The 20,901-nt window shown below is 70.1% G+C and carries 17 protein-coding genes and 1 tRNA gene; 11 read left to right on the top strand and 7 right to left on the bottom strand.

Annotated elements, in window-relative coordinates:
• The first annotated feature begins 52 nt into the window (after positions 1 to 52).
• Positions 53 to 871, top strand: a complete 819-nt coding sequence (locus ACE3T2_RS17375) for a crotonase/enoyl-CoA hydratase family protein (RefSeq protein WP_374659626.1) — start codon at positions 53 to 55, stop codon at positions 869 to 871.
• The gene (locus ACE3T2_RS17370) at positions 871 to 1,509 is read left to right on the top strand and encodes a glutathione S-transferase family protein (protein ID WP_374659624.1); all 639 of its coding nucleotides are present in this window, start codon (positions 871 to 873) and stop codon (positions 1,507 to 1,509) included. Before ACE3T2_RS17375 ends, ACE3T2_RS17370 begins: the two co-directional genes overlap by 1 nt.
• 147 nt (positions 1,510 to 1,656) lie before the next feature.
• Here the strand turns inward: ACE3T2_RS17370 and queG are convergent, their stop codons facing one another.
• From queG to ACE3T2_RS17355, 3 genes are read right to left on the bottom strand one after another with little or no spacing between them, the layout of a single operon-like run.
• Positions 1,657 to 2,778, bottom strand: a complete 1,122-nt coding sequence (gene queG / locus ACE3T2_RS17365) for a tRNA epoxyqueuosine(34) reductase QueG (RefSeq protein WP_374659622.1) — start codon at positions 2,776 to 2,778, stop codon at positions 1,657 to 1,659.
• A complete protein-coding gene (locus ACE3T2_RS17360; RefSeq protein WP_374659620.1) occupies positions 2,759 to 3,445 on the bottom strand; it encodes a glutathione S-transferase family protein in 687 nt (228 codons plus the stop codon). The genes queG and ACE3T2_RS17360 overlap by 20 nt, the downstream gene beginning before the upstream one ends.
• 8 nt (positions 3,446 to 3,453) lie before the next feature.
• Positions 3,454 to 4,425 carry a cation diffusion facilitator family transporter gene (locus ACE3T2_RS17355; protein WP_374659618.1) on the bottom strand — a complete coding sequence of 324 codons (972 nt, stop codon included), beginning with the start codon at positions 4,423 to 4,425 and terminating at the stop codon, positions 3,454 to 3,456.
• 94 nt (positions 4,426 to 4,519) lie between these two features.
• Here ACE3T2_RS17355 and ACE3T2_RS17350 point away from each other — a divergent pair, with 94 nt between their 5' ends.
• Positions 4,520 to 5,419, top strand: a complete 900-nt coding sequence (locus tag ACE3T2_RS17350; protein WP_374659616.1) for a LysR family transcriptional regulator — start codon at positions 4,520 to 4,522, stop codon at positions 5,417 to 5,419.
• A 276-nt stretch (positions 5,420 to 5,695) separates the two neighbouring features.
• Positions 5,696 to 6,943 carry an alkyl sulfatase dimerization domain-containing protein gene (locus ACE3T2_RS17345; protein ID WP_374659614.1) on the top strand — a complete coding sequence of 416 codons (1,248 nt, stop codon included), beginning with the start codon at positions 5,696 to 5,698 and terminating at the stop codon, positions 6,941 to 6,943.
• Positions 6,944 to 7,220: 277 nt separating this feature from the next.
• On the opposite strand, the gene ACE3T2_RS17340 is transcribed toward ACE3T2_RS17345, so the two are convergent.
• Positions 7,221 to 8,306, bottom strand: a complete 1,086-nt coding sequence (locus tag ACE3T2_RS17340; protein ID WP_374659612.1) for a citrate synthase/methylcitrate synthase — start codon at positions 8,304 to 8,306, stop codon at positions 7,221 to 7,223.
• Positions 8,307 to 8,382: 76 nt separating this feature from the next.
• On the opposite strand from ACE3T2_RS17340, the gene ACE3T2_RS17335 reads away from it, so the two are divergent.
• Positions 8,383 to 9,558, top strand: a complete 1,176-nt coding sequence (locus ACE3T2_RS17335) for a citrate synthase (protein ID WP_374659610.1) — start codon at positions 8,383 to 8,385, stop codon at positions 9,556 to 9,558.
• A 75-nt stretch (positions 9,559 to 9,633) separates the two neighbouring features.
• Here ACE3T2_RS17335 and gltB read toward each other — a convergent pair whose 3' ends face one another.
• Complete coding sequence (gene gltB, locus ACE3T2_RS17330) at positions 9,634 to 14,214, bottom strand: glutamate synthase large subunit (RefSeq protein WP_374659701.1); 4,581 nt, start codon at positions 14,212 to 14,214, stop codon at positions 9,634 to 9,636.
• Positions 14,215 to 14,291: 77 nt separating this feature from the next.
• Entirely contained in the window at positions 14,292 to 15,728 is a 1,437-nt protein-coding gene (locus ACE3T2_RS17325) for an NAD(P)-dependent oxidoreductase (protein ID WP_374659608.1), read from the bottom strand.
• A 225-nt stretch (positions 15,729 to 15,953) separates the two neighbouring features.
• Here ACE3T2_RS17325 and ACE3T2_RS17320 point away from each other — a divergent pair, with 225 nt between their 5' ends.
• Positions 15,954 to 16,757: an undecaprenyl-diphosphate phosphatase gene (locus tag ACE3T2_RS17320; protein WP_374659606.1), complete on the top strand. Its 804-nt coding sequence runs from the start codon at positions 15,954 to 15,956 to the stop codon at positions 16,755 to 16,757.
• Positions 16,758 to 16,959: 202 nt separating this feature from the next.
• Here ACE3T2_RS17320 and ACE3T2_RS17315 read toward each other — a convergent pair whose 3' ends face one another.
• Positions 16,960 to 17,928 (bottom strand): complex I NDUFA9 subunit family protein, encoded by a 969-nt coding sequence (locus tag ACE3T2_RS17315; protein ID WP_374659604.1) that lies wholly within the window; start codon positions 17,926 to 17,928, stop codon positions 16,960 to 16,962.
• 154 nt (positions 17,929 to 18,082) lie between these two features.
• Here ACE3T2_RS17315 and ACE3T2_RS17310 point away from each other — a divergent pair.
• The 5 genes from ACE3T2_RS17310 (at position 18,083) to lptB (ending at position 20,856) form a co-directional block, all read left to right on the top strand.
• Positions 18,083 to 18,169, top strand: a tRNA-Leu gene (locus ACE3T2_RS17310).
• Positions 18,170 to 18,220: 51 nt separating this feature from the next.
• On the top strand, positions 18,221 to 18,838 hold the full coding sequence (locus tag ACE3T2_RS17305) for a ribonuclease D (protein ID WP_374659602.1): 618 nt from the start codon (positions 18,221 to 18,223) through the stop codon (positions 18,836 to 18,838).
• A 7-nt stretch (positions 18,839 to 18,845) separates the two neighbouring features.
• Positions 18,846 to 19,466, top strand: coding sequence for an LPS export ABC transporter periplasmic protein LptC (gene lptC, locus ACE3T2_RS17300; RefSeq protein ID WP_374659600.1), 621 nt, complete (start codon positions 18,846 to 18,848; stop codon positions 19,464 to 19,466).
• 80 nt (positions 19,467 to 19,546) lie between these two features.
• Positions 19,547 to 20,083, top strand: a complete 537-nt coding sequence (locus ACE3T2_RS17295) for an LptA/OstA family protein (protein WP_374659598.1) — start codon at positions 19,547 to 19,549, stop codon at positions 20,081 to 20,083.
• A gap of 41 nt (positions 20,084 to 20,124) precedes the next feature.
• Complete coding sequence (gene lptB, locus ACE3T2_RS17290; RefSeq protein WP_374659699.1) at positions 20,125 to 20,856, top strand: LPS export ABC transporter ATP-binding protein; 732 nt, start codon at positions 20,125 to 20,127, stop codon at positions 20,854 to 20,856.
• Positions 20,857 to 20,901 lie beyond the last annotated feature (45 nt).

Raw genomic sequence — 20,901 nt, 5'->3', positions numbered from 1 at the left:
CGCGCCAGATCCGTGACAGCGTAAGGCCAAAGAGCCGAGAGAGGACCGCGCCATGACCGATCGCATTACCGTCGAACTCAAGGACGGGGTCGCCGACGTGCGCCTGGTCCGCACCGACAAGATGAACGCCCTGGACGACGCCATGTTCGCCGCCCTGGTCGAAACCGGCGAGCGGCTGAAGACTCAGAAGGGCGTGCGCGCCATCGTGCTGTCGGGCGAGGGCCGCGCCTTCTGCGCCGGGCTGGACATGGGCAATTTCGGCAAGATGGCCTCGGGCGAGCGCGATGGCGGCAAGTCCTCGACCGGGTCTTCGCTGGTCACAGACAACCGCACGCCCGGCGGGTCGAACCGCGCCCAGCACGCGGTGATGGTCTGGCGCGAGCAACCGGTTCCGGTGATCGCCGCGGTGCACGGCGTGGCCTTCGGCGGCGGCTTCCAGCTGGCGCTCGCCGCCGACATGCGCTTCGTGGCGCCGGACGCGAAGATGTCGGTCATGGAGATCAAGTGGGGCCTGGTGCCCGATATGGCGGGCATGGTGCTGACGCGGGGCCTGGTGCGCGACGACGTGCTGCGCGAGCTGACCTATACGGGCCGCATCTTCGAGGGCGAGGAGGCGCAGCGGCTGGGCCTGGCGACCCGGGTCTGCGCCGATCCGCGGGCCGACGCCCTGGCCGTCGCCGCCGAGATCGCCGGCAAGAGCCCGAGCGCGATCCGCGCGGCCAAGCGGCTGCTGGAGCTGGTGCAGGACGGCGACCAGCACGCCATCCTCAAGGCCGAGAGCGCCGAGCAGGCGGCCCTGATCGGCTCGCCCAACCAGATCGAGGCGGTGCTGTCGAACATGCAGAAGCGGCCCGCCGCCTACGCCGACTGATGGTCACGCTCTATCACTGCGCCGACGCCCGGTCGTTCCGCGTCCTCTGGGCGCTGGAGGAGCTGGGCCTGCCTTATGAATTGAAATTGCTGCCGTTTCCGCCGCGGGTGCGGGCGCCGGAATACCTGGAGGTCAACCCGCTGGGGACCATCCCGTTCTTCGTGGACGGAGAGACGAGGATGACCGAATCCTCGGCCATCCTCCAGTACCTCGCCAATCGGCAGGGCGGGACGCTGAACCTGCCGATTGACGATAGCGAGTACGGCGCGTGGCTGAACTGGCTCTATCTCGGCGAGGCGACCCTGACCTTCCCGCAGACCCTGGTGCTGCGATATTCGCGGCTGGAGCCGAAGGAGCGGCGCAATCCGCAGGTGGCCGAGGACTACGCCAAATGGTTCATGGCGCGGCTGCGATCGGTCGATAAGGCGCTGGAAACACGGGATTATCTGGTGGGGGGCCGGTTCACGGCCGCCGACATCTCGGTGGGCTATGCGCTGCTGCTCGCGCAGACGCTGGGGCTTTCCGAGCGCTTCAGTCCGGCGGTCGCCGCCTATTGGGCCCGGCTCCAGGACCGCGACGGCTATCGGCAGGCCAAGGCCGCCCAGGCCGCCGATGGACCCCCTGATTGGCAGGTTTAGCGGCCGGGCTCGCAGGAACCTGACGAAGCCAAAAAGGGCCCCATTCGCGCCGCGTCGGCAGGATGAATCGCGATTGGGCGACCTGTCGGTCGCTCCGGTGTTCATGGGTCCCGGTCTTGCTTCGCAAACCGGGATGACACCTTTGGACTAGCCAGCCCACTCGGCCAGGACGTCGGGATCGGTCTCGGGGGTGGCGGCTCGCAGGCGTGCGAACGCCGCGGCGTCGAGCAGCCGCGACAGCGCCCAGACCGCGGCGCCGCGCACAAGGGGCGAGGGATCGGAGAGCAGGCGCTCGGCGTGCGGCGTCAGGGCGGGATCGCCGCTGTTGCCGATCGCATAGAGCACGTTGCGGACGAAGCGGTCGCGGCCGATGCGCTTGACCGGGCTCTTGGCGAAGAGGGCGCGGAAGGCGGCGTCGTCGAGGGCGGCGAGCGCGGCCAGGGCCGGCTCGCGCAGCGCCTCTCGCGGCTGCAGCCGCAGCTCATGCGCGGCGCTGGCGAACTTGTTCCACGGGCAGACCGCCAGGCAGTCGTCGCAGCCATAGATGCGGTTGCCGAGCAGCGGGCGCAGATCGCGCGGTATGGGATCCTTCAGCTCGATGGTCAGGTACGAGATGCAGCGGCGCGCATCGAGCTGGTAGGGCGCGGGGAAGGCGTTCGTCGGGCAGATGTCGAGGCAGGCGCGGCACTGGCCGCAGGAGCCGCCCGCGCCGTCGTCGGCCGGCAGCTCCAGCTCGGTGAGGATGGAGCCGAGGAACAGCCAGGAGCCGAACTCGCGGCTGACCAGATTGGTGTGCTTGCCCTGCCAGCCGAGGCCGGCGCGCTCGGCCAGCGGCTTCTCCATCAGGGGCGCGGTGTCGACGAAGACCTTCAGCTCGCCGCCGAAGCGGGAGGCGACGAAGGAGGCGAGTTGCTTCAGCCGGCCCTTGATCAGCTCATGATAGTCGTCGCCCTGGGCGTAGACCGAAATGACGCCGCGGTCCTTCGCGTTCAGGGCCTCCAGCGGGTCACGATCAGGACCGTAGTTGACGCCCAGCATGATCGCCGAGCGTGCGCCGGCCCACATCGCGGTCGGATGGCGGCGGCGGCCTTCCGTCTCTGCGATCCAGCCCATCTCGCCGTGTCGGCCGGCCTCGACGAAGGCGCGCAGGCGGGCCTCGGCCTCCCAGGCGCCCCGGGCGTCGGCGAAACGGCAGACGTCGAAGCCGAGTTCGGCGGCGCGCCTTCGGATCAGCTCTGTGGTGCGGGGGTCAGAAGTCGAGGTCGTCATAGTGCTGCGCCGGCGCGAGGCCGGGCCAGCGGTCGGCCAGCAGCGGCCGGAAGCACGGCCTCGATTTCAGCTTCATGTACCAGGTCTTCACGGCCGGGAAGTCCTTCCACGGCACGTCGCCGAAATAGTCGATGACCGAGAGGTGCGCGGCGGCGGCGAAGTCGGCCAGGGACAGGCGGCGGCCGGCCAGCCATTCGCGCCCGGCCAGCAGGGTCTCGACATAGACCAGGTGCGCGCGCAGCGCCTCGCGCCCGGCCCGCATGGCGGCCAGGTCCGGAGCGCCGAGGCCGAGCAGGCGCTTTTCCATCTTCTCGTGCAGCAGGAAGCCGCCGACCTCGTAGTCGAACTTGCGGTCGAACCATTGCAGCAGGCGCCGCGCCTCGGCGCGCTCGGCGGCGTCGCGGCCCAGCAGCGGCGGTTCGGGATAGGTCTCCTCGAGGTGGTCGAGGATGGCGCGGGCCTCGCAGAGCACGAGGTTGTCGCGGCCATTGGCGGCGACCAGCACCGGCGTCAGGCCGGACGGGTTCATCTTCACCAGGCTGGCCGGTCGCTCCCAGTAGCGGACCTGCTCCTCGGCGAAGGGCAGGCGCTTTTCGCCCAGGGCGAGACGGACCTGGCGCGAAGCCGGGTCGAGCGGGAAGTGGTGAAGGGTGAGGTCGAGACTCATCAGGCGACTTAGTCTCTCAGGTCCTCGTTAAGGCCACGTTTACCGAGCGGCGTCTCCGCAAAGGCTCCACCATGCGGCTCGGCCGCGCCGCGCGGGTCGGGGTGGATGATGATGTCGGCGCTGGGGAACTCGGCGAGGATGCGTTTCTCGGCCGCGACGACGGCGGCGTGGGCCTGCTGGAGCGAGAGGGCGGGGTCGAGGTCGACGTGCATCTGCATGTGAACGTACGGACCCGAGGCTCGGGTCCGCAGCTGGTGCACATCGGTGAGCGACGGATCGGCGGTCACCAGCTCGACGATGCGGGCGCGCTCGGCCGGCGGCAGTTCGCGGTCCATCAGCTGGCTCGCCGCCTCGCGGAACACGCTGACCGCGCCCCACAGCAGCAGGGCCGTGACGACCAGGGCGGCCAGGGCGTCGAGGCCGTTCCAGCCCATCAGGGCCGTTGCGCCGATGCCGAGCAGGGCGACGGCGTTGGAGGCGAGGTCGGTCGCATAGTGGGCGCGGTCGCCGGCCACCGCGACCGAGCTGGTGCGCTTCAGCACATAGCCCTGGGCGGCGATCAGGCCGGCGGTCATGACGGTGGAGACCAGCATGACTGCGACGGCCAGTCCTTCCTGGCGGACCTCGTGCGGCTCCAGAAGATTGTGGATCGCCTCGCGTCCGACCAGGGCGGCCGAGGCGAAGACCAGGCCCGCCTGCATCAGGCTGGCGAAGGCCTCGGCCTTGCCGTGGCCGAAGCGGTGCTCGGCGTCGGGCGGCGCGGCGGCGTAGCGCACGGCGAAGAAGGTCAGCAGCGAGGCCAGCAGGTCGAGCCCGGAATCGGCGGCCGAGGCCAGCAGGGCGACCGAGCCGCTGATCGCCCAGACCGCGGCCTTGATCGCGACCAGCAGTCCGGCCACGCAGGTCGAGGCGAGCGTGATGCGGCGGGTCAGGGCGGCGGCCTCGGCGGGCGCGAGGCGGGGCTGGACGGCGGCGGCCATGCCAGGGTTCTAGCCGCGTGCGCGCGCCAACCCCAGCGCGAACGACTCGCGGCTGCCTTGATCGTCGCGCCGGCCCCGTCCTAGCCTCGGCGCCATGAATCTGAAGCACCTCGAACAGATCGTGGCGATCAGCCGGTTCGGCGGCTTCAGCGGCGCGGCGCGGCGGCTGGGGATCGCCCAGTCGACCTTGAGCAAGAACATCGCCCGGCTGGAGGCGCAGCTCGGGGTGGAGCTTTTCACGCGCGAGGGCGGGGCGGCGCAGCCGACGCCCTATGGCCGGTTCCTCGCCAGCCGCGGCGAGGCGGTGCTGGGCGAGGTCGAGACCCTGAACCGCGACTTCGAGCGGCTGCTGCACGGCGAGCGCGGGCGGCTGCGGATCGGGGTCGGGCCGGCGCCGCGGCACGGCCTGCTCTCGCCGATCATCGCCGCCATGGCCGAGCGCTATCCGGAGCTTTCGATCCGCACCGCCCAGGACAACGCCCCGCGACTGGTCAGCGACCTGGCCGCCGGGGTCTATGACGCGGTGTTCGTGCACCAGGAGGCGGCCGCGCCGTTCAAGGACCTGATGCGCATCCGGGTGCTGCTAAGCCCCCACGTCGCCGTCGCGCGGCCCGGCCATCCGATGCTGGCGAGCGGGCCGGTGACGCCGCAGCGGCTATTGGCGCACCGCATGGCCGCCTGTCCGCCGAGCGCGGCCTTCCTCGACTGGATCGGGCCGGTGCAGGAGACGGCGGCCGACAACCTGGCGGGGTTCCGCACCGACTCCTACGACCTGATTCGCGACCGGCTGCTGACCGGGGACTTCGTGACGGTCGCGCCGGCCTTCGTGTTCAGCGAGGACGTCGCCCGCGGCGTGCTGGAGGCCGCGCCGCTGGCCTGGGACGGGCTCTACGAGTGCTGGATGCTGGTCTCGCGCGAGCGCTGGCGGGCGCCGGAGATGAAGGCGATGGCCGAGGTGGCGAAGGCGGCGGGGGCGCGGCTGGGAGCGGCTTAGGTCCGGGTCGCGAAAACCGTGCGTCATCCCGGTTTCGGCGTAGCGGAAGACCGGGACCCATTGCCGCCTGATCGTTGAGGACGAGGCGCGACCGCGCCTCATTCCGCCCCATCTGGTGTTCATGGTTCCCGATCTTGCTTCGCAAACTGGGATGACATCGGTTGGGGCGGAGAGGAGATCACCCATGCATCCAGTCTATGGCTTCGCGCTGTTCCGCAGCGTGGCCGCTGCAGCGCCGCATCCTTAGGATCGCCGAAAACCAGGGAGGAGGCGGCGATGGCCAAGGCGAAGGGCGTGCTGATGGGCGAGCTGGCGGGGGAAACGGTCGGCGAGGGGCTGTTCGTGCTGCCGGGCCAGGGCAATTCGCTGGCGATCGAGACCGGCGACGGGGTGGTGCTGCTGGACGCCAGCGGCCACGCCCATGCGCCCGGCATGATCGCCGAGCTGCGCGACCGGACGAACGCCCCGGTCCACGCCATCGTCTATTCGCACGGCCACAACGGCTACAACGCTGCGGTCGACGTCTGGGACGCGCACAACGCCGAGCGCGGCGAGCCGCCGGCGCGGCGGATCGCGCACCGGCTGCTGCCGGCCCGCTACGCCCGCTATCGCGAGACGGCCGAGCTGCAGGCGCGGATGGCGGCCATGCAGTTCCCGGCCCGGCGCACGGTGGCGGAGATCGGCGCGACCTTCGGCCTGCACGACCCGACCGAGACTTTCGAAGATACGATGGTGGTCACCACGGCTGGGCGGCGGGTGGAGCTGATTCACGCCCCGTCCGAGGTCGACGACGCCCTCGCCCTGTGGCTGCCCGACAACGGGCTGCTGGCGGCGGGCGCGGCCGCGCCGGGCACGACCATTCCCAACATCGGCACGCCGCTGCGCACCCAGCGCTACACGATCCGCTGGGCGCAGACCCTGGAGCGGCTGGCGGCCCTGGAGGCCGAGCGGCTGCTGACCGAGTTCGGGCCGCTGATCGAGGGCCGCGCGGCGGTGCGCGAATGGCTGATCTCGACGGCCGACGCCCTGCGCTGGCTGCGGGAGGAGGTGGTGCGGCGGCTGAACGCCGGGATGAACGAGCGCGAGATCCTGGCCGACATGAGCTATCCGCCGGCGATCTTCGACAAGCCGTGGATGGCCCCGACCTATGGCGCGCCGGAGTACATCGTGCGCGACCTCTATCGCGAGGAGAACGGCTGGTGGGACCGCAATCCCACCACCCTGCATCCGGCCAGCGAGGCGGCGGCCGCTGCGGCGGTCTGGTCGGCGATCGATCCGGCCAGGGTGCTGGGGCGGGCGCAGGAACTGGCGCAGGCGGGCGAGGCGCAACTGGCCCTGCATGTGATCGACCTGATCGCCGGCGGGCCGGCGGGCGAGCCGCTGGCGGTCGAGGCGCGGCGGCTGAAGGCCGAGCTCTGCCGCACCCTGGCGCAGACCACGAGCGCGTTCGTGTCGCGCTCGCTCTATAGGACCAGCGCGAACCTGCTGGACCAGGACGCGACGAGCTGGACGGCGCTGGGGTAGGGGGAGGGCTCCTCTTGGAGCGTCATCCCGGTTTCGCCGCAGGTGAAGACCGGGACCCATTCGCGTGTGAGTGTGAGAATGGGGCGCGGCCGAACCCTATCCTGATCCATCCTGTGTTCATGGGTCCCGGTCTTGCTTCGCAAACCGGGATGATACTTCCGTTTGCAGGCGCGCTCTGCCTCGCCGCCGCTGCCCTTCTCCCGCAAGGGGAGAAGGAAACCGCCCCAACCATGTGCGATCAGCCCTCCCCCAGCGGGGAAGGAACTTGTAACGCGGCCTACGCCGCCTTGAGCGGGGCGGGGCCGATGTAGACCGACTGCGGGCGGATCAGGCGCCCGCCGGCGACCTGTTCGCGGGCGTGGGCGATCCAGCCGGCGACCCGGCCCATGGCGAAGACGCAGGTGAAGGCGCTGGGCGGGAAGTCGAGCGCCTCCAGCAGCAGCGCGGTGTAGAACTCGACATTGGTGTCCAGCGCCCGGTCCGGCTTGTGCGCCTTGAGGATGGCGAGGGCCGCGGCCTCGACCGCCTCGGCGAAGGCGATGCGGCCGGGACGGACGTTTGAGCCGTCGTCGAGGCGGCGGACGGCGGCCTTCAGCGCGTCCGCCCGCGGGTCTCTGACCCGGTAGATCCGGTGGCCGAAGCCCATGAGGCGATCGCCACGGGCCAGCGCCTGCTCGATCCAGGCGCGCGCGTTCGAGGGCTCGCCGATCTCGTCCAGCATCTCGATCACCGGGCCGGGCGCGCCGCCGTGCAGTGGGCCCTTCAAGGCGCTGATCCCACCCAGCACGGCCGAGGTCAGGCCGGCCCGGGTCGAGGCGATGACCCGGGCTGCAAAGGTCGAGGCGTTGAGGCCGTGGTCGCTGACCGTGACCAGATAGGTGTCGAGCGCGTCGGCCTGGGCCTTGGCGGGAGCATGGCCGTGCAGCATGCGCAGGGTGTCGGCGGCGTGGCCCAGGGCGGGGTCCGGGGCGACGGGGGCCAGGCCCTTCTGGGCGCGGATCACCGCGGCGGTGAAGACGGCGGGAGCGGCCAGCAGTCGCAGGGCGGTCGGCAGGTCGTCGCCGTCGGCCAGGCGCGCGGTCAGGGCGCGCATCGCCTCGACCGGGCCAAGGTCGAGCAGGCCGGTGTCGAGGGCGGCGACCTCGCCGAACACCTCGGCGCGAGCCGCGCCCAGGGCCGGGGCGAGATCGGCGGGCAGATCGTCGAAGAAGCCGGCGAACAGCATTCCCGCGAGGTCCTCGAAGCGGGTCTGGCCGGCCAGTTCGTCCAGCGAATGGCCGCGGATGATCAGCAGGCCGCGCTGACCGTCGACCTCGGACATCACGGTGTTGGCGGCGACGACGCCTTCAAGGCCATCGGACATGGCGGAAACTCCTCTTGCTCACCGCGATATTTGCCCGCAAGCTTGAGGCGTCAATCTTGATCAATATAATCAATATATGAGCCCGCAGGCCGTCGCCCGAACGCCGGAATGGATCGCCGCCGAGGAGGCGCGCGAGCGGCTGGGGGTGCGCTCCCAGACCCTCTACGCCTATGTCAGCCGCGGCCGTTTGCAGGTGCGGCCCGATCCGCAGGACCCGCGGCGCAGCCTCTACCGAGCCGCCGACATCGCCGCCCTGAGCGACCGCAAGCGCCGCAGCCGCAAGGTGGCCGAGGTGGCGGCAGGCGCCATCGCCTGGGGCGAGCCAGTGCTGGCTTCGGCGATCACCACGGTCTCGGGCGGGCGATTGTTCTATCGCGGGCGGGACGCGGTGGAGCTGGCGGACACCGAGACCCTGGAGGCGGTGGCGCGGCTGCTGCGCGGCGGACACGGGGCGGCGCTGAAGCGCACCGACCGGCCGGCTCCGCCGCAGGGGGCCGACATGCGCTCGCGCGCGTTCCTGGCGCTGGCGGCGCGCGCGGGCGAGGAGCCGCCAGCGCGGGGCCGCAACCCGCTGGCCCTGGCGGTGGAGGCCGCCACCCTGCTGGACGTGCTGACCGATGCGGTGGCCGGTCAGGTCGGCGGCGGGGCGATCGCCAACCGGCTGGCCCTGGCCTGGGGCCAGGGGCCGGGCGGCCCCGGGGCGGACCTGATCCGGCGGGCCCTGGTGCTGTTGGCCGACCACGAGCTGAACGCCTCGACCTTCGCCGCGCGGGTGGCGGCCTCGACGGGGGCCTCGCTGGCGGCCTCGGCGCTCGCGGGCCTGTCGGCGCTGTCGGGGCCGCGGCACGGCGGGGCGGCCGCGGCGGTCCAGAGCCTGGCGCGGGAGGCCGCGCAGATCGGCCCACGGGCGGCGGTGCAGGCGCGGCTGGCCGAGGACCGGGCGATTCCGGGATTCGGCCACAACCTCTATCCGGACGGCGATCCGCGCGCGACGGCGCTGCTGGAGCGGTTCGAGCCGCCGGCCGAGCTGTCGCGGCTGCAGGGGGCGGTGGGCGCCATGACCGGCCTGGCGCCCAATGTCGACTTCGCCCTGGTCGCGATGTCGCGAGCGATGCGGCTGCCGGACGACGCGCCGTTCGCCCTGTTCGCCGTCGCCCGCTGCGCCGGCTGGATCGCCCACGCCATCGAACAGGGTCAGACCGGAGCGCTGATCCGACCGCGAGCGCGGTATGTGGGCGTGGAGGCGGGGTAGGCCAATGTGTCATCCCGGATGGAGCGGCGAAGCCGCGGAAGCCGGGATGACACTCATGAATGGGGAGAGGGGAAGTCAGGCCCGGTGATGCACGGCTTCTTCCTCGGCGAGGGGCTGGTCGAGGCGGTGGACCATTTCCTTGGGGACCACCTGCCAGAACTTCGGCAGATGGCGGTCCCAGTCACGGAGAATTCCTTCGGCGAAGGCCGAGCCGGTCTCGCGGGCGTGCTCCTCGACCATGGCCTTGAGCTCGGCTTCCCAGTGGCGGGTTCCGATCCGCTCGACCACGACGCTGTCCGTGTTCAGCATGGTCAGGAAGCGGTCATGCAGGTCGAGGACGTAGGCCATGCCGCCGGTCATGCCGGCCGCGAAGTTGAAGCCCACCGGACCCAGGATCACGGCGGTCCCGCCGGTCATGTATTCCAGGCCGTTGGCGCCGCAGCCCTCGACGACGGTGAGCGCGCCGGAGTTGCGGACCCCGAACCGCTCGCCGGCCAGGCCCGCGGCGAACAGCCGCCCGCTGGTCGCGCCATAGAGCACGGTGTTGCCGAGGATGGCGTTGGACTCGGCCGCCGCCAGGCCCGGCGAGGGGCGGATGACCAGGGTCGCGCCCGACAGACCCTTGCCGACATAGTCGTTGGCCTCGCCGGTCAGCTCGATGCGCAGGCCCTGCACGGCGAAGGCGCCGAGGCTCTGCCCGGCCGAGCCCTTGAGCTGGACGGTCAGGTGGCCGGGCGGCAGGCCGTCCATGCCGAACTTGCGCACGATGTGGGAGGAGGTGCGCGCACCGATCGCCCGGGCGGTGTTCCGCACGGTGTAGGTCAGCTGCATCTTCTCGCCGCGCTCGAGCAGCGGGGCGGCGTCGCGGACGATCTGGGCATCGAGGGTGTCGGGCACCTCGTTGCGGCCCTCGACCGTACAGAACGGGGCGTGCAGGCCGGGGTCGGCGCGCACCAGCAGCGGGTTGAGGTCGAGGTCGTCGAGGTGCTCGCCGCCGCGGCTGACCTGCTGCAAGAGGTCGGTGCGGCCGACGATCTCGGTCAGGCTGCGGAAGCCAAGGCTCGCCAGGATCTCGCGCACCTCCTCGGCGATGAAGGTGAAGAGGTTGATGACCTTCTCCGGGCTGCCGGAGAACTTCGCGCGCAGGGCCTCGTCCTGGGTGCAGACCCCCACCGGGCAGGTGTTGGAATGGCACTGGCGGACCATGATGCAGCCCATGGCGATCAGGCTGGCCGTGCCGATTCCGAACTCCTCGGCGCCCAGCATGGCGGCGATGACCACGTCGCGGCCGGTGCGCATGCCGCCGTCCGCCCGCAGGCGCACCGAGTGGCGCAGGTTGTTCAGAGTCAGAACCTGGTTGGCCTCCGACAGGCCCATCTCCCAGGGCCCGCCGGCGTACTTGATCGAGGTCTGGGGCGAGGCGCCGGTGCCGCCGACATTGCCCGAGATCAGGATCACGTCGGCCTTGGCCTTGGCGACGCCCGCGGCGATGGCGCCGATGCCGGTCATGGCCACCAGCTTCACGCAGACGCGGGCTTCGGGGTTGATCTGCTTGAGGTCGTAGATGAGCTGGGCCAGGTCCTCGATCGAATAGATGTCGTGGTGCGGCGGCGGCGAGATCAGCATCACGCCGGGGGTGGAGTGGCGCAGCTTGGCGATCAGCTCGGTGACCTTGAAGCCGGGCAGCTGGCCGCCCTCGCCGGGCTTGGCGCCCTGGCTCACCTTGATCTCGATCTCGCGGCACTCGTTGAGATACTGCGCGGTGACGCCGAAGCGGCCCGAGGCGATCTGCTTGACCGCCGAGTTCGGGTTGTCGCCGTTGGGCAGGGGCTTGTAGCGGGCCGGATCCTCGCCGCCCTCGCCCGACACGCTCTTCGCGCCGATGCGGTTCATGGCGATGTTGAGCACGCCGTGCGCCTCAGGTGAGAGCGCGCCCATGCTCATGCCGGGGGTGAGGAAGCGCTTGCGGATCTCGTTGACGCTTTCGACCTCGTCCAGGCTGACCGGGCGCTCGGACGAGCGCAGGTCGAGCAGGTCGCGCAGCTGGATAGTCGGCATCCGGCGCATGCCGTCCGAGAACGCCTTGTAGGCGGCGTAGCTGCCGGTGTCGCAGGCGCGCTGCAGCGTGTGGATCATCCGCGCCTCGAAGGCGTGGGCCTCGCCCGAGCGGCGCGCCTTGTAGAAGCCGCCGACCGGCAGGGCGAGCGCGCCGCCCCAGGCCTTGCGGTGCAGCTCGACGGCCTTCGCTTCCAGGCCGGCCAGGCCGATGCCGGAGATGCGCGAGGGCATGCCCGGGAAGAACTCGGCGACCAGGGCCCGCGAGAGGCCGAGCGCTTCGAAGTTGTAGCCGCCGCGATAGGACGAGATCACCGCGATGCCCATCTTGGCGATGATCTTGAGCAGGCCGCCCTCGATGGCGTGCTTGAAGTTCAGGCACACCTGGCGCAGCGCCAGGTCGCCGGTCAGGCCGCGCTCCATGCGGTCCTGGAAGCTTTCCTGGGCCAGGTAGGCGTTCACCGCCGTCGCCCCGACCCCGACCAGCACCGCGAAATAATGGGTGTCGAGGCACTCGGCGGAGCGGACGATGAGCGAGACGTACGAGCGCAGGCCCTTGGCGACCAGCGAGGAGTGCACCCCGCCGGTGGCCAGAATCATCGGCAGGGCGACCCGATCCGGACCCGCGCCCTCGTCGGTCAGGACGATGGTGGCGCAGCCGCGCAGGGCGGCGTCCTCGGCCTCGGCGCGGATGCGGTCGAGATTGGCGCGCAGCGCATCGCCCGGGCGGCTCTCGGCCGCCGGGATCGGCATGGTGCAGTCGATGGTCGCGACGTTCTTCTCGCCGATCACCCCGATGACGCGCTGGTACATGCCGGTGGTGAGCACCGGGCTCTCCAGCACGAACACGTCGGTCTGGGCCTCGTCCTGGGCCAGGATGTTGCCGAGGTTCTTGAACCTCGTCTTCAGGCTCATCACCGAGGTCTCGCGCAGCGAGTCGATCGGCGGGTTGGTCACCTGGCTGAAGTTCTGGCGGAAGAAATGCGACAGCGGCCGGTACTCTTCCGAGAGCACGGCGAGCGGGGTGTCGTCGCCCATCGAGCCGACGGCTTCCTTGCCGTCCTCGATCATGGGGGCGAGGATCAGCTCGAGATCTTCCAGGCTGAGGCCGGCGGCGACCTGGCGGCGGACCAGCTCCTCGCGGGAATAGGCGCGCGGCTCGGGGCCTTCGCCGATCTCGCGCTCGAGATCGACCATGTTGCCGAGCCACTGGTCGTAGGGGTGGCGCTGGGCGAGGTGGTCGATGATCTCGTCCTCGCCATAGAGCCGGCCTTCGGCGAGGTCGACGGCCAGCATGCGGCCGGGCGCGATGTGGCTCTTCTTGACGATCCGGGCCTCGTCGACGCGACACATGCCGGCTTCCGAGCCCATGATCAGAAGGCCGTCGTCGGTATAGGCCACGCGCAGCGGGCGCAGGCCGTTGCGGTCCTTGCCGGCCACCACCCAGCGCCCGTCGCTGGCGCAGACGGCGGCCGGGCCGTCCCACGGCTCCATCACCGCGTTGCAATAGGCGTAGAGCGCCTTGTGCGCCGGCTTGATCTGCTCGTCCGAGCGGGCGTTCCAGGCCTCGGGGATCAAGAGGGCCTTGGCCATGGGCGCGTCGCGGCCGGCGCGGACCAGCACCTCGAAGGTGTTGTCGAGGGCCATGGAGTCCGAGCCGTGCGGGTCCTGGATGACCGGCTTCACGTCGTCGCCCATCTCGCCGAAGGCGTCGGCCGCCATCCGGATCTCGTGCGACTTCATCCAGTTGACGTTGCCCTTCTTGGTGTTGATCTCGCCGTTGTGGGCGAGCATCCGGAAGGGCTGGGCCAGGCGCCATTCCGGGAAGGTGTTGGTCGAATAGCGCTGGTGGAAGATCGCCACGGCGGCGGCGAAGCGCTCGTCCCGCAGGTCGGGATAGAACTCGTCGATGTGCTGGGCCAGGAACATGCCCTTGTAGATCAGCTGCCGGGCCGAGAACGAGCACAGGTAGAAGTGCTGGATGCCGGCGGCGGCGACGCGCTTTTCTATCCGCTTGCGGCAGAGGAAGAGCGCGCGCTCCAGCGCCTCGCCGGTCAGGCCGGCGGGCGGGGAGAGCATGATCTGCTCGATCTCGGGGCGGGTGGCGTTGGCCTTCTCGCCGATCACAGAGGTGTCGACCGGCACCTGGCGCCAGCCGTAGATGTAGAAGCCGAAGCGGAGGGCCTCGGCCTCGACGATGGTGCGGGCCGCTTCCTGGTTCCCGAGGTCGTTGCGCGGCAGGAACACCTGGCCGACGGCGATCGGGCCGGGACGCAGGGTGTGGCCGATCCGGGCCACCTGATCGGCGAAGAAGTCCTGGGGCACGCTCAGCAGCACGCCGGCCCCGTCGCCGGTCTTGCCGTCGGCGTCGACCGCGCCGCGATGCCAGACGCTCTTGAGCGCGGTGATGGCGAGCTCGACCACCTCGCGGCGCGGCTTGCCGTCGACCGCGCAGACCAGCCCCACGCCGCAGGCGTCGCGCTCGTCGGCCGGGGAATAGGCGTGGGCGGCGGTGAGGGCGGCGCGATTGGCCGCATAGCGGTCCAACTCGTCGCTCACCCCGGCGAAAGCCGGGGCCCAAGCCGAGGTCTGGGTCGGCATGGCGTGCGTGGTTTCGAGGCCGTTTTGATCCCGGCTTGCGCCAGGATGAGCGGGAAAGTGTTGGTCGCTCATCGAGTTCACTCCGCGGCCAGCAGCGTGCGCTGCGAGAGGTATTGGTGGATGGCGTCGGCGGCGTCGCGGCCGTCGCGGATGGCCCAGACCACCAGCGAGGCGCCGCGGACGATGTCGCCGGCGGCGAAGACGCCTTCGAGGCTGGTCTGCTGGGTGCGGAAGTCGGCCTTCAGCGTGCCCCAGCGGGTGACGGCCAGATCCGGCGCGCCGAACAGGGTCGGCAGGTCTTCCGGGTCGAAGCCGAGGGCCTTGATGACCAGATCGGCGGGCAGGTCGAAGTCGCCGCCTTCGACCTCTTCGGGCGCCTGGCGGCCGGAGGCGTCGGCCGGGCCGAGCCGCATGCGGGCCGCGCGCAGGCCGTCAGCGGCCCCGGCCTCGCCCAGCACCGCGCGGGGCGCGGCCAGCCATTCGAACACCACGCCTTCTTCCTCGGCATGGGCGACCTCGCGCACCGAGCCCGGCATGTTGGCGCGGTCGCGGCGATAGAGGCAGGTGACGGACTTCGCGCCCTGGCGGACGGCGGTGCGCACGCAGTCCATGGCGGTGTCGCCGCCGCCGACCACCACGACGTCGCGGCCGGCGGCGTTCAGCTCGCCGCTGTCATAGGCCGGGACGCTGTCGCCCAGGCCGATGCGGTTGGAGGCGATCAGGTAGTCGAGCGCCGGCGTGACCCCGGCCGAGCCGGAGCCGGGGGCGACCAGCTCGCGCGCCGCATAGACGCCTGTGGCGATCAGCACGCTGTCGTGGCGGGCGCGCAGGTCGGCGAGGCTGGCGTCGCGGCCGACCTCGAAGCCGAGCTTGAACTCGACCCCGCCCTCGGCCAGGCGCGCGGTGCGGCGCTCGACGACGTCCTTTTCCAGCTTGAAGCCGGGGATGCCGTAGATCAGCAGGCCGCCGGCCCGGTCGTGGCGGTCGTAGACGGTGACGGCGTACCCCGCTTCGCGCAGGCGCTCGGCGGCGGCCAGGCCGGCCGGACCGGCGCCGACGATCCCCACCGAGGCGCCTAGGTCGGGGGCCGCGCGCAGCGGCTCCACCCAGCCTTCCTCCCAGGCCTTGTCGGTCAGGTAGCGCTCGACCGCGCCGATGGTGACGGTGCCGTGGCCCGACTGCTCGATGGTGCAGGATCCCTCGCACAGCCGGTCCTGCGGGCAGATGCGGCCGCAGATCTCGGGCATCGAGTTGGTCGCCTGGGAGAGGGCGTAGGCCTCCTGCAGCCGGCCCTCGGCGGTCATCCGCAGCCAGTCGGGGATGTTGTTGTGCAGCGGGCAATGGGTCTGACAGAACGGGATGCCGCATTGCGAGCAGCGCGAGGCCTGCTCGGCCGCCTTGGCGTCGATGAAGTCGGCGTAGATCTCGTGGAAGTCGCCGGAACGGGTCTCGGCCCCACGCTTCGCCGGCGTGGTCCGTTCGACCGTCGTGAACTTCAGCATCCGCTCGGCCATGGCCGCAAATCCTCCACACCCGAGTGTCAGGCGGGGACTCCTGTAGCGGCGAAAGCGAGAGGCTGAAAGTTGATGGTCAATTTATAAGACTAAATGAATCCGTCCCGTCTTTTTGCCGCGCCAGTTTGCGAAGCTATCGCAAAATATAGTCCTAAAAATGGATGAACTGGAAATTTACCCTGTTCATCGCCCTTGATCCCTCAATCTCATCCCATGGAGTCGCCCGTGTCGGACTGGATCGCAGCCGTCATCCTCGGCCTGATCGAAGGCTTGACGGAGTTCATTCCGGTCTCGTCGACAGGCCACCTGCTGCTGGCCAAGAAGCTGCTCGGCCTGCCCAGCGGCTTTTGGGACACCTTCAGCGTGATGATCCAGCTGGGCGCGATCCTGGCGGTGGTGGTGCTCTACTTCCAGCGGCTCTGGGGGATGTTCATCCGCCTGCCCAGCGATCCGAAGGCGCGGTGGTTCGCGGCCAGCGTGATCCTGTCGATCATCCCCTCGATGGGGATCGCCTTCCTGGCCCATGACTTCATCAAGACCGTGCTGTTCGAGAGCATCGGCCTGATCTGCGTGATGCTGATCCTGGGCGGGATCGTCCTGCTGGTCATCGACCGCTGGGCGCCGGCGCCGAAGGAGGACGACGCCATGCAGATGTCGTGGAAGCGCGCCCTGGGCATGGGGATATTCCAGTGCCTGGCCATGGTGCCGGGCGTCTCGCGCTCGGGCGCGACCATCGTCGGCGGGGTGCTGATCGGGGTGGACCGGCGGGCGGCGGCGGAGTTCTCGTTCTTCATGGCCATCCCGACCATGGTCGGCGCCTTCGTCCTCGATTTCTGGGAGAACAAGGACGTGCTGACCTCGGACAACCTGGGGATCATCGCGATCGGGTTCGTGGTCAGCTTCGTGTCGGGCCTGGTGGTCGTGAAGACCATGCTCGACTTCATCAACCGCTTCGGCCTGGCGCCCTACGGCTGGTGGCGCATCGCCGCCGGCCTGGTCGGGCTGGGCGTGCTGTACATGGGCCACTAGGGGCGCGAAACGCGAACGGGCCGGGGCCTCGTTCGCTGCGCCTCAGATGTCATCCCGGTTTGCGAAGCAAGACCGGGATCCACTAGCGCCGGATGGGGCGGACGCGGCTCGGCCCCATCTCATTCTTCAGACTCAAACGCGAATGGGTCCCGGTCTTCGGCTGCGCCGAAACCGGGACGACACGCGCAGGACCGGCGGCGCCTCAGGCCGCGGTGAGGGCCTGGTCGGCGAACTGGCCGCCCTTGCGGAAGCGGTAGAGGTAGGTCGGGCCGACCGCCTCCAGCGTCGTCGGGGCGGCGATCCCCAGGTCGGCCAGGCCGGGGAGTTCGGGATTGGCGACGTTGTCGCGCTTCAGCACCTCGACCTGACCCGGGGTGATCGGCGGGGCGATGGGCGTCAGCAGGCCGATGGGCGCACAGAGCTTGGCGATGAGGCCGGCCACCGGGAACGGCAGGGCGACCAGCGAACGGCGGCGGCCGGTCTGGGCGATCACGTATTCCAGGATCTCGCGCATGGTGTAGACGCCCGGCCCGCCCAGCTCGTAGGTGCGGCCGGCCGCTTCCGGATCGAGCACGGCGTTGGCCGCCGCGCGGCCGAGGTCGCCGACGAACACAGGCTGGAGCCTGGTCTCGGCGCCGATCAGCGGCAGGACCGGGCTGAACACCGCCATCTCGGCGAAGTTGTTGAGGATCTTGTCGCCCTGGCCGAAGACCACGGACGGGCGCAGGATGGTCGCGTCGGGGAAAGCCTCGCGCGTGACCCGCTCGGCGCGGCTCTTTGAGCCGACATAGCCGTCGGCGTCCGGCGCGTCGGCGCCGATGCCGGAGATCAGCACCAGCCGGGCGACGCCCAGCTCGCGCGCCACGCGGGCGACGTTGGCCGCGCCCTCGACATGGACGCCGACGAACTTCTGGCGGCCGGTCTCATGATGGATGCCGGCGGCGTTGACGCAGGCCTGGGCGCCCTTCAGGGCGCGGCGGACCGAGGCCTCGTCGCGGATATTGGCCTGGACCACCTCGACCTGGCCCACGTCGCCCATCAGGCGCATGGTGTGGGCCAGATGCGGCTGGCGGACCGCCACGCGGATGCGCAGGCCCTGCTTGGCCAGCGCCCGCACAATCTGGGTTCCGATGAAGCCCGATCCGCCGAAGACCGTGACCAGATCCTGCATGCCGTCCGCCCGTGAAGAAAAACAAAGGGTTTGCAGCCGCTCGGATAGACGAAGCCGCCCGCCGCCGCAACGTGACTCGAATATCTGTCATAGAGGGCGTTGACCGACGCATTTCGGCGCCCTAAAGAGCGCCCTCCCGATCCGAAGGGAACGGGCCCAGGTGGCGGAATTGGTAGACGCGCTGGCTTCAGGTGCCAGTGGCCGAAAGGTCGTGGAGGTTCGAGTCCTCTCCTGGGCACCATTCCTTCCCTCCGATATGGAGGCGTAAAAACGAGTTCGGAGCGCGAGGCCCTTGGCCAATTTCCTGCATATCGGCGATCTTCCCGACGGCCTCTTCGCGGACGCTGACGCGGTCGCGGTCGATTCGGAGACCATGGGCCTGGCCCTCGGGCGCGATCCGCTCTGCGTGGTGCAGCTCTCGGACGGCAAGGGCGATGCGCATCTGGTGCAGCTGGATCGCTCGACCTACGACGCGCCGAACCTGAAGCGCGTGCTGACCGATCCGAAGATCCTGAAGATTTTTCACTTCGGCCGCTTTGATATCGCCATGTTCCACCTCCATCTGGGGGTGATGACGGCTCCGGTCTACTGCACCAAGATCGCCTCCAAGCTGGCGCGGACCTATACGGACCGCCACGGCCTGAAGGACGTCAGCCGCGAACTGCTCGGCGTGGACATGTCCAAGGCCCAGCAGAGCTCGGACTGGGGCGCGGCCAAGCTGTCGGACGACCAGATCGCCTATGCGGCCTCGGACGTGCTGCATCTGCACGCCCTGCGCGCCAAGCTGGACGCCATGCTCGTGCGCGAGGGCCGTGACGGCCTGGCCCGCGCCTGTTTCGACTTCCTTCCGCACCGCGCCCTGCTGGACGTGCGGGGCTGGGAAGAGGTCGACATCTTCGCGCATTCCTGAGGCGGTCATGAGCCTGGCCGCCGTCGCCGCTCCAGCGCCACCGCACGGGCGGGACTTCGAGCGCTGGCGCCGCCGCTCGCGGATGATCCGCCGTCTGCGGGTGATCCTGCCGTCGCTGATCGGCCTGATTCTGGCGACCATGGCCGGCTTCATCCTGCACACCACCTTCCTGGGCCGCGACGCTGCGCCGCGGGAGGCCGACGCGCCGATCCAGCTGGTGAACCCTCGGTTCGTGGGCAAGGACGACAAGGGCCGCGCCTTCGTGCTGACCGCCGCCACGGCGGTGCGCGACGAGAACGACTATCAGCGCGTGCTGCTGGACAAGCCGGCGCTGATCCTGGACGCCGAGGGGATCAACCCGACCCGCGTCACCGCCAAGTCCGGCGTCTATCGCGAGGACCGGCGGGTGCTGAACCTGGACGGCGGCGTGACCATGAGCGGCCAGGACACGACCTTCGACACGCTCTCGTCGATCTTCAACACCGCCACCGGCGAACTGGAGGGCCAGGGCGAGATCTCCGGCTCGTCGTCGCTTGGCGAAATCACCGCGAAGTCCTATGGCGTGTACGACAAGGGCGAGCGGCTCGTCTTCAAGGGCGGGGTGCGCGGGCGCATTGATTCGAGGTAGAGCTTTCTACTTGGACTTTCGCACTCGACCTTTTCGACCGGGCTTCCCAGATGGGCTTCATGAGCATGAGCGGGCTTGAAATGACGAAGCTGGCGGCCGTCGCGGCCTTGACGCTGGCCCTGGCCGGACCGGCCGCGGCGCAGATCGCGGGCAGCTCCGACGCCCCGGTCGACATCACCGCCGACGCGCTGGAGGTGGTCAACAACCAGTGCATGTCGATCTGGAGCGGCTCGGCCGAGGCGCTGCAGGACCGTACGCGGCTGCGCGCCGACGTGATCAAGACCTTCTCGAAGAAGGGCGCGGGCAAGCCGGGCGGCCAGGCCGCCTGCGGCGCGCTGGACCGCATGGAGGCGATCGGCAACGTCTATTACGTGACGCCCCAGCAGAAGGTTCGCGGCGACAACGCGGTCTATGACGTCAGCGCCGAGCGCATCGTCATCACCGGCGACGTGGTCGCGGTGTCGGGCCAGAACGTGATCCGCGGCTCGCGCCTGGTGGTCAATTCCAACACCGGCGACGCGCAGATGGAATCGGGCGCCAAGGGCCCCGGCAAGGCGCGGCCGCGCGCGGTGATCTATCCGAACCAGCAGGCGGGCCAGACCGCCTCGCGGCGCTAGGGGTTCCCTTGAAGCCGGACCGTTCCGAGACGACCGAGACGTTGCCGCTCGACGGGCTGGTCGTCGACAATATCGGCAAGTCGTTCCGCAAGCGCCCGGTGGTGAAGGGCGTCTCCCTGCGCCTGGCGCGGGGCGAGGTCGCCGGCCTGCTCGGCCCCAACGGGGCGGGCAAGACCACCTGCTTCTACATGATCACCGGCCTGATCCCCGCCGACTACGGCTCGATCTACCTGGACGGCGAGAACATCACCCGCCAGCCGATGTACCAGCGCGCCCGCATGGGCGTCGGCTACCTGCCGCAGGAAACCTCGATCTTCCGCGCCATGACCGTGGAGGAGAACGTGATGGCGGTGGTCGAGCTGCGCGAGCGCAGCCAGGCCCGGGCCAAGCAGACCGTGACCGAGCTGCTGCAGGAACTGCGCATCGAGCATCTGCGCAACTCGCCGGCCATCTCGCTGTCGGGCGGCGAGCGGCGACGCGTCGAGATCGCGCGCGCCCTGGCCAGCGAGCCGTCGTTCATGCTGCTGGACGAACCCTTCGCGGGCATCGACCCGCTGGCCATCGCCGACATCCGCGAGGTGATCACCTACCTGAAGGGCCGCGGCATCGGCATCCTGATCACAGACCACAACGTCCGTGAGACCCTCGACATCATCGACCGCGCCTCGATCATCCATGCGGGCGAGGTGCTGTTCGAGGGCACGCCCGACCAGATCGTCGACGATCCCGAAGTGCGCCGCGTCTATCTGGGCGAACGCTTCGGCCAGGAATAGGGAGCGGCGCCGGAAGCTGCGTGTCATCCCGGTTTGCGAAGCAAG

It is taken from the genome of Phenylobacterium sp. (assembly GCF_041919955.1).
GTDB lineage: Bacteria > Pseudomonadota > Alphaproteobacteria > Caulobacterales > Caulobacteraceae > Phenylobacterium.
Note: the sequence above shows the minus strand (reverse complement) of the source record. Positions and strands in the feature narration are given on the sequence as shown.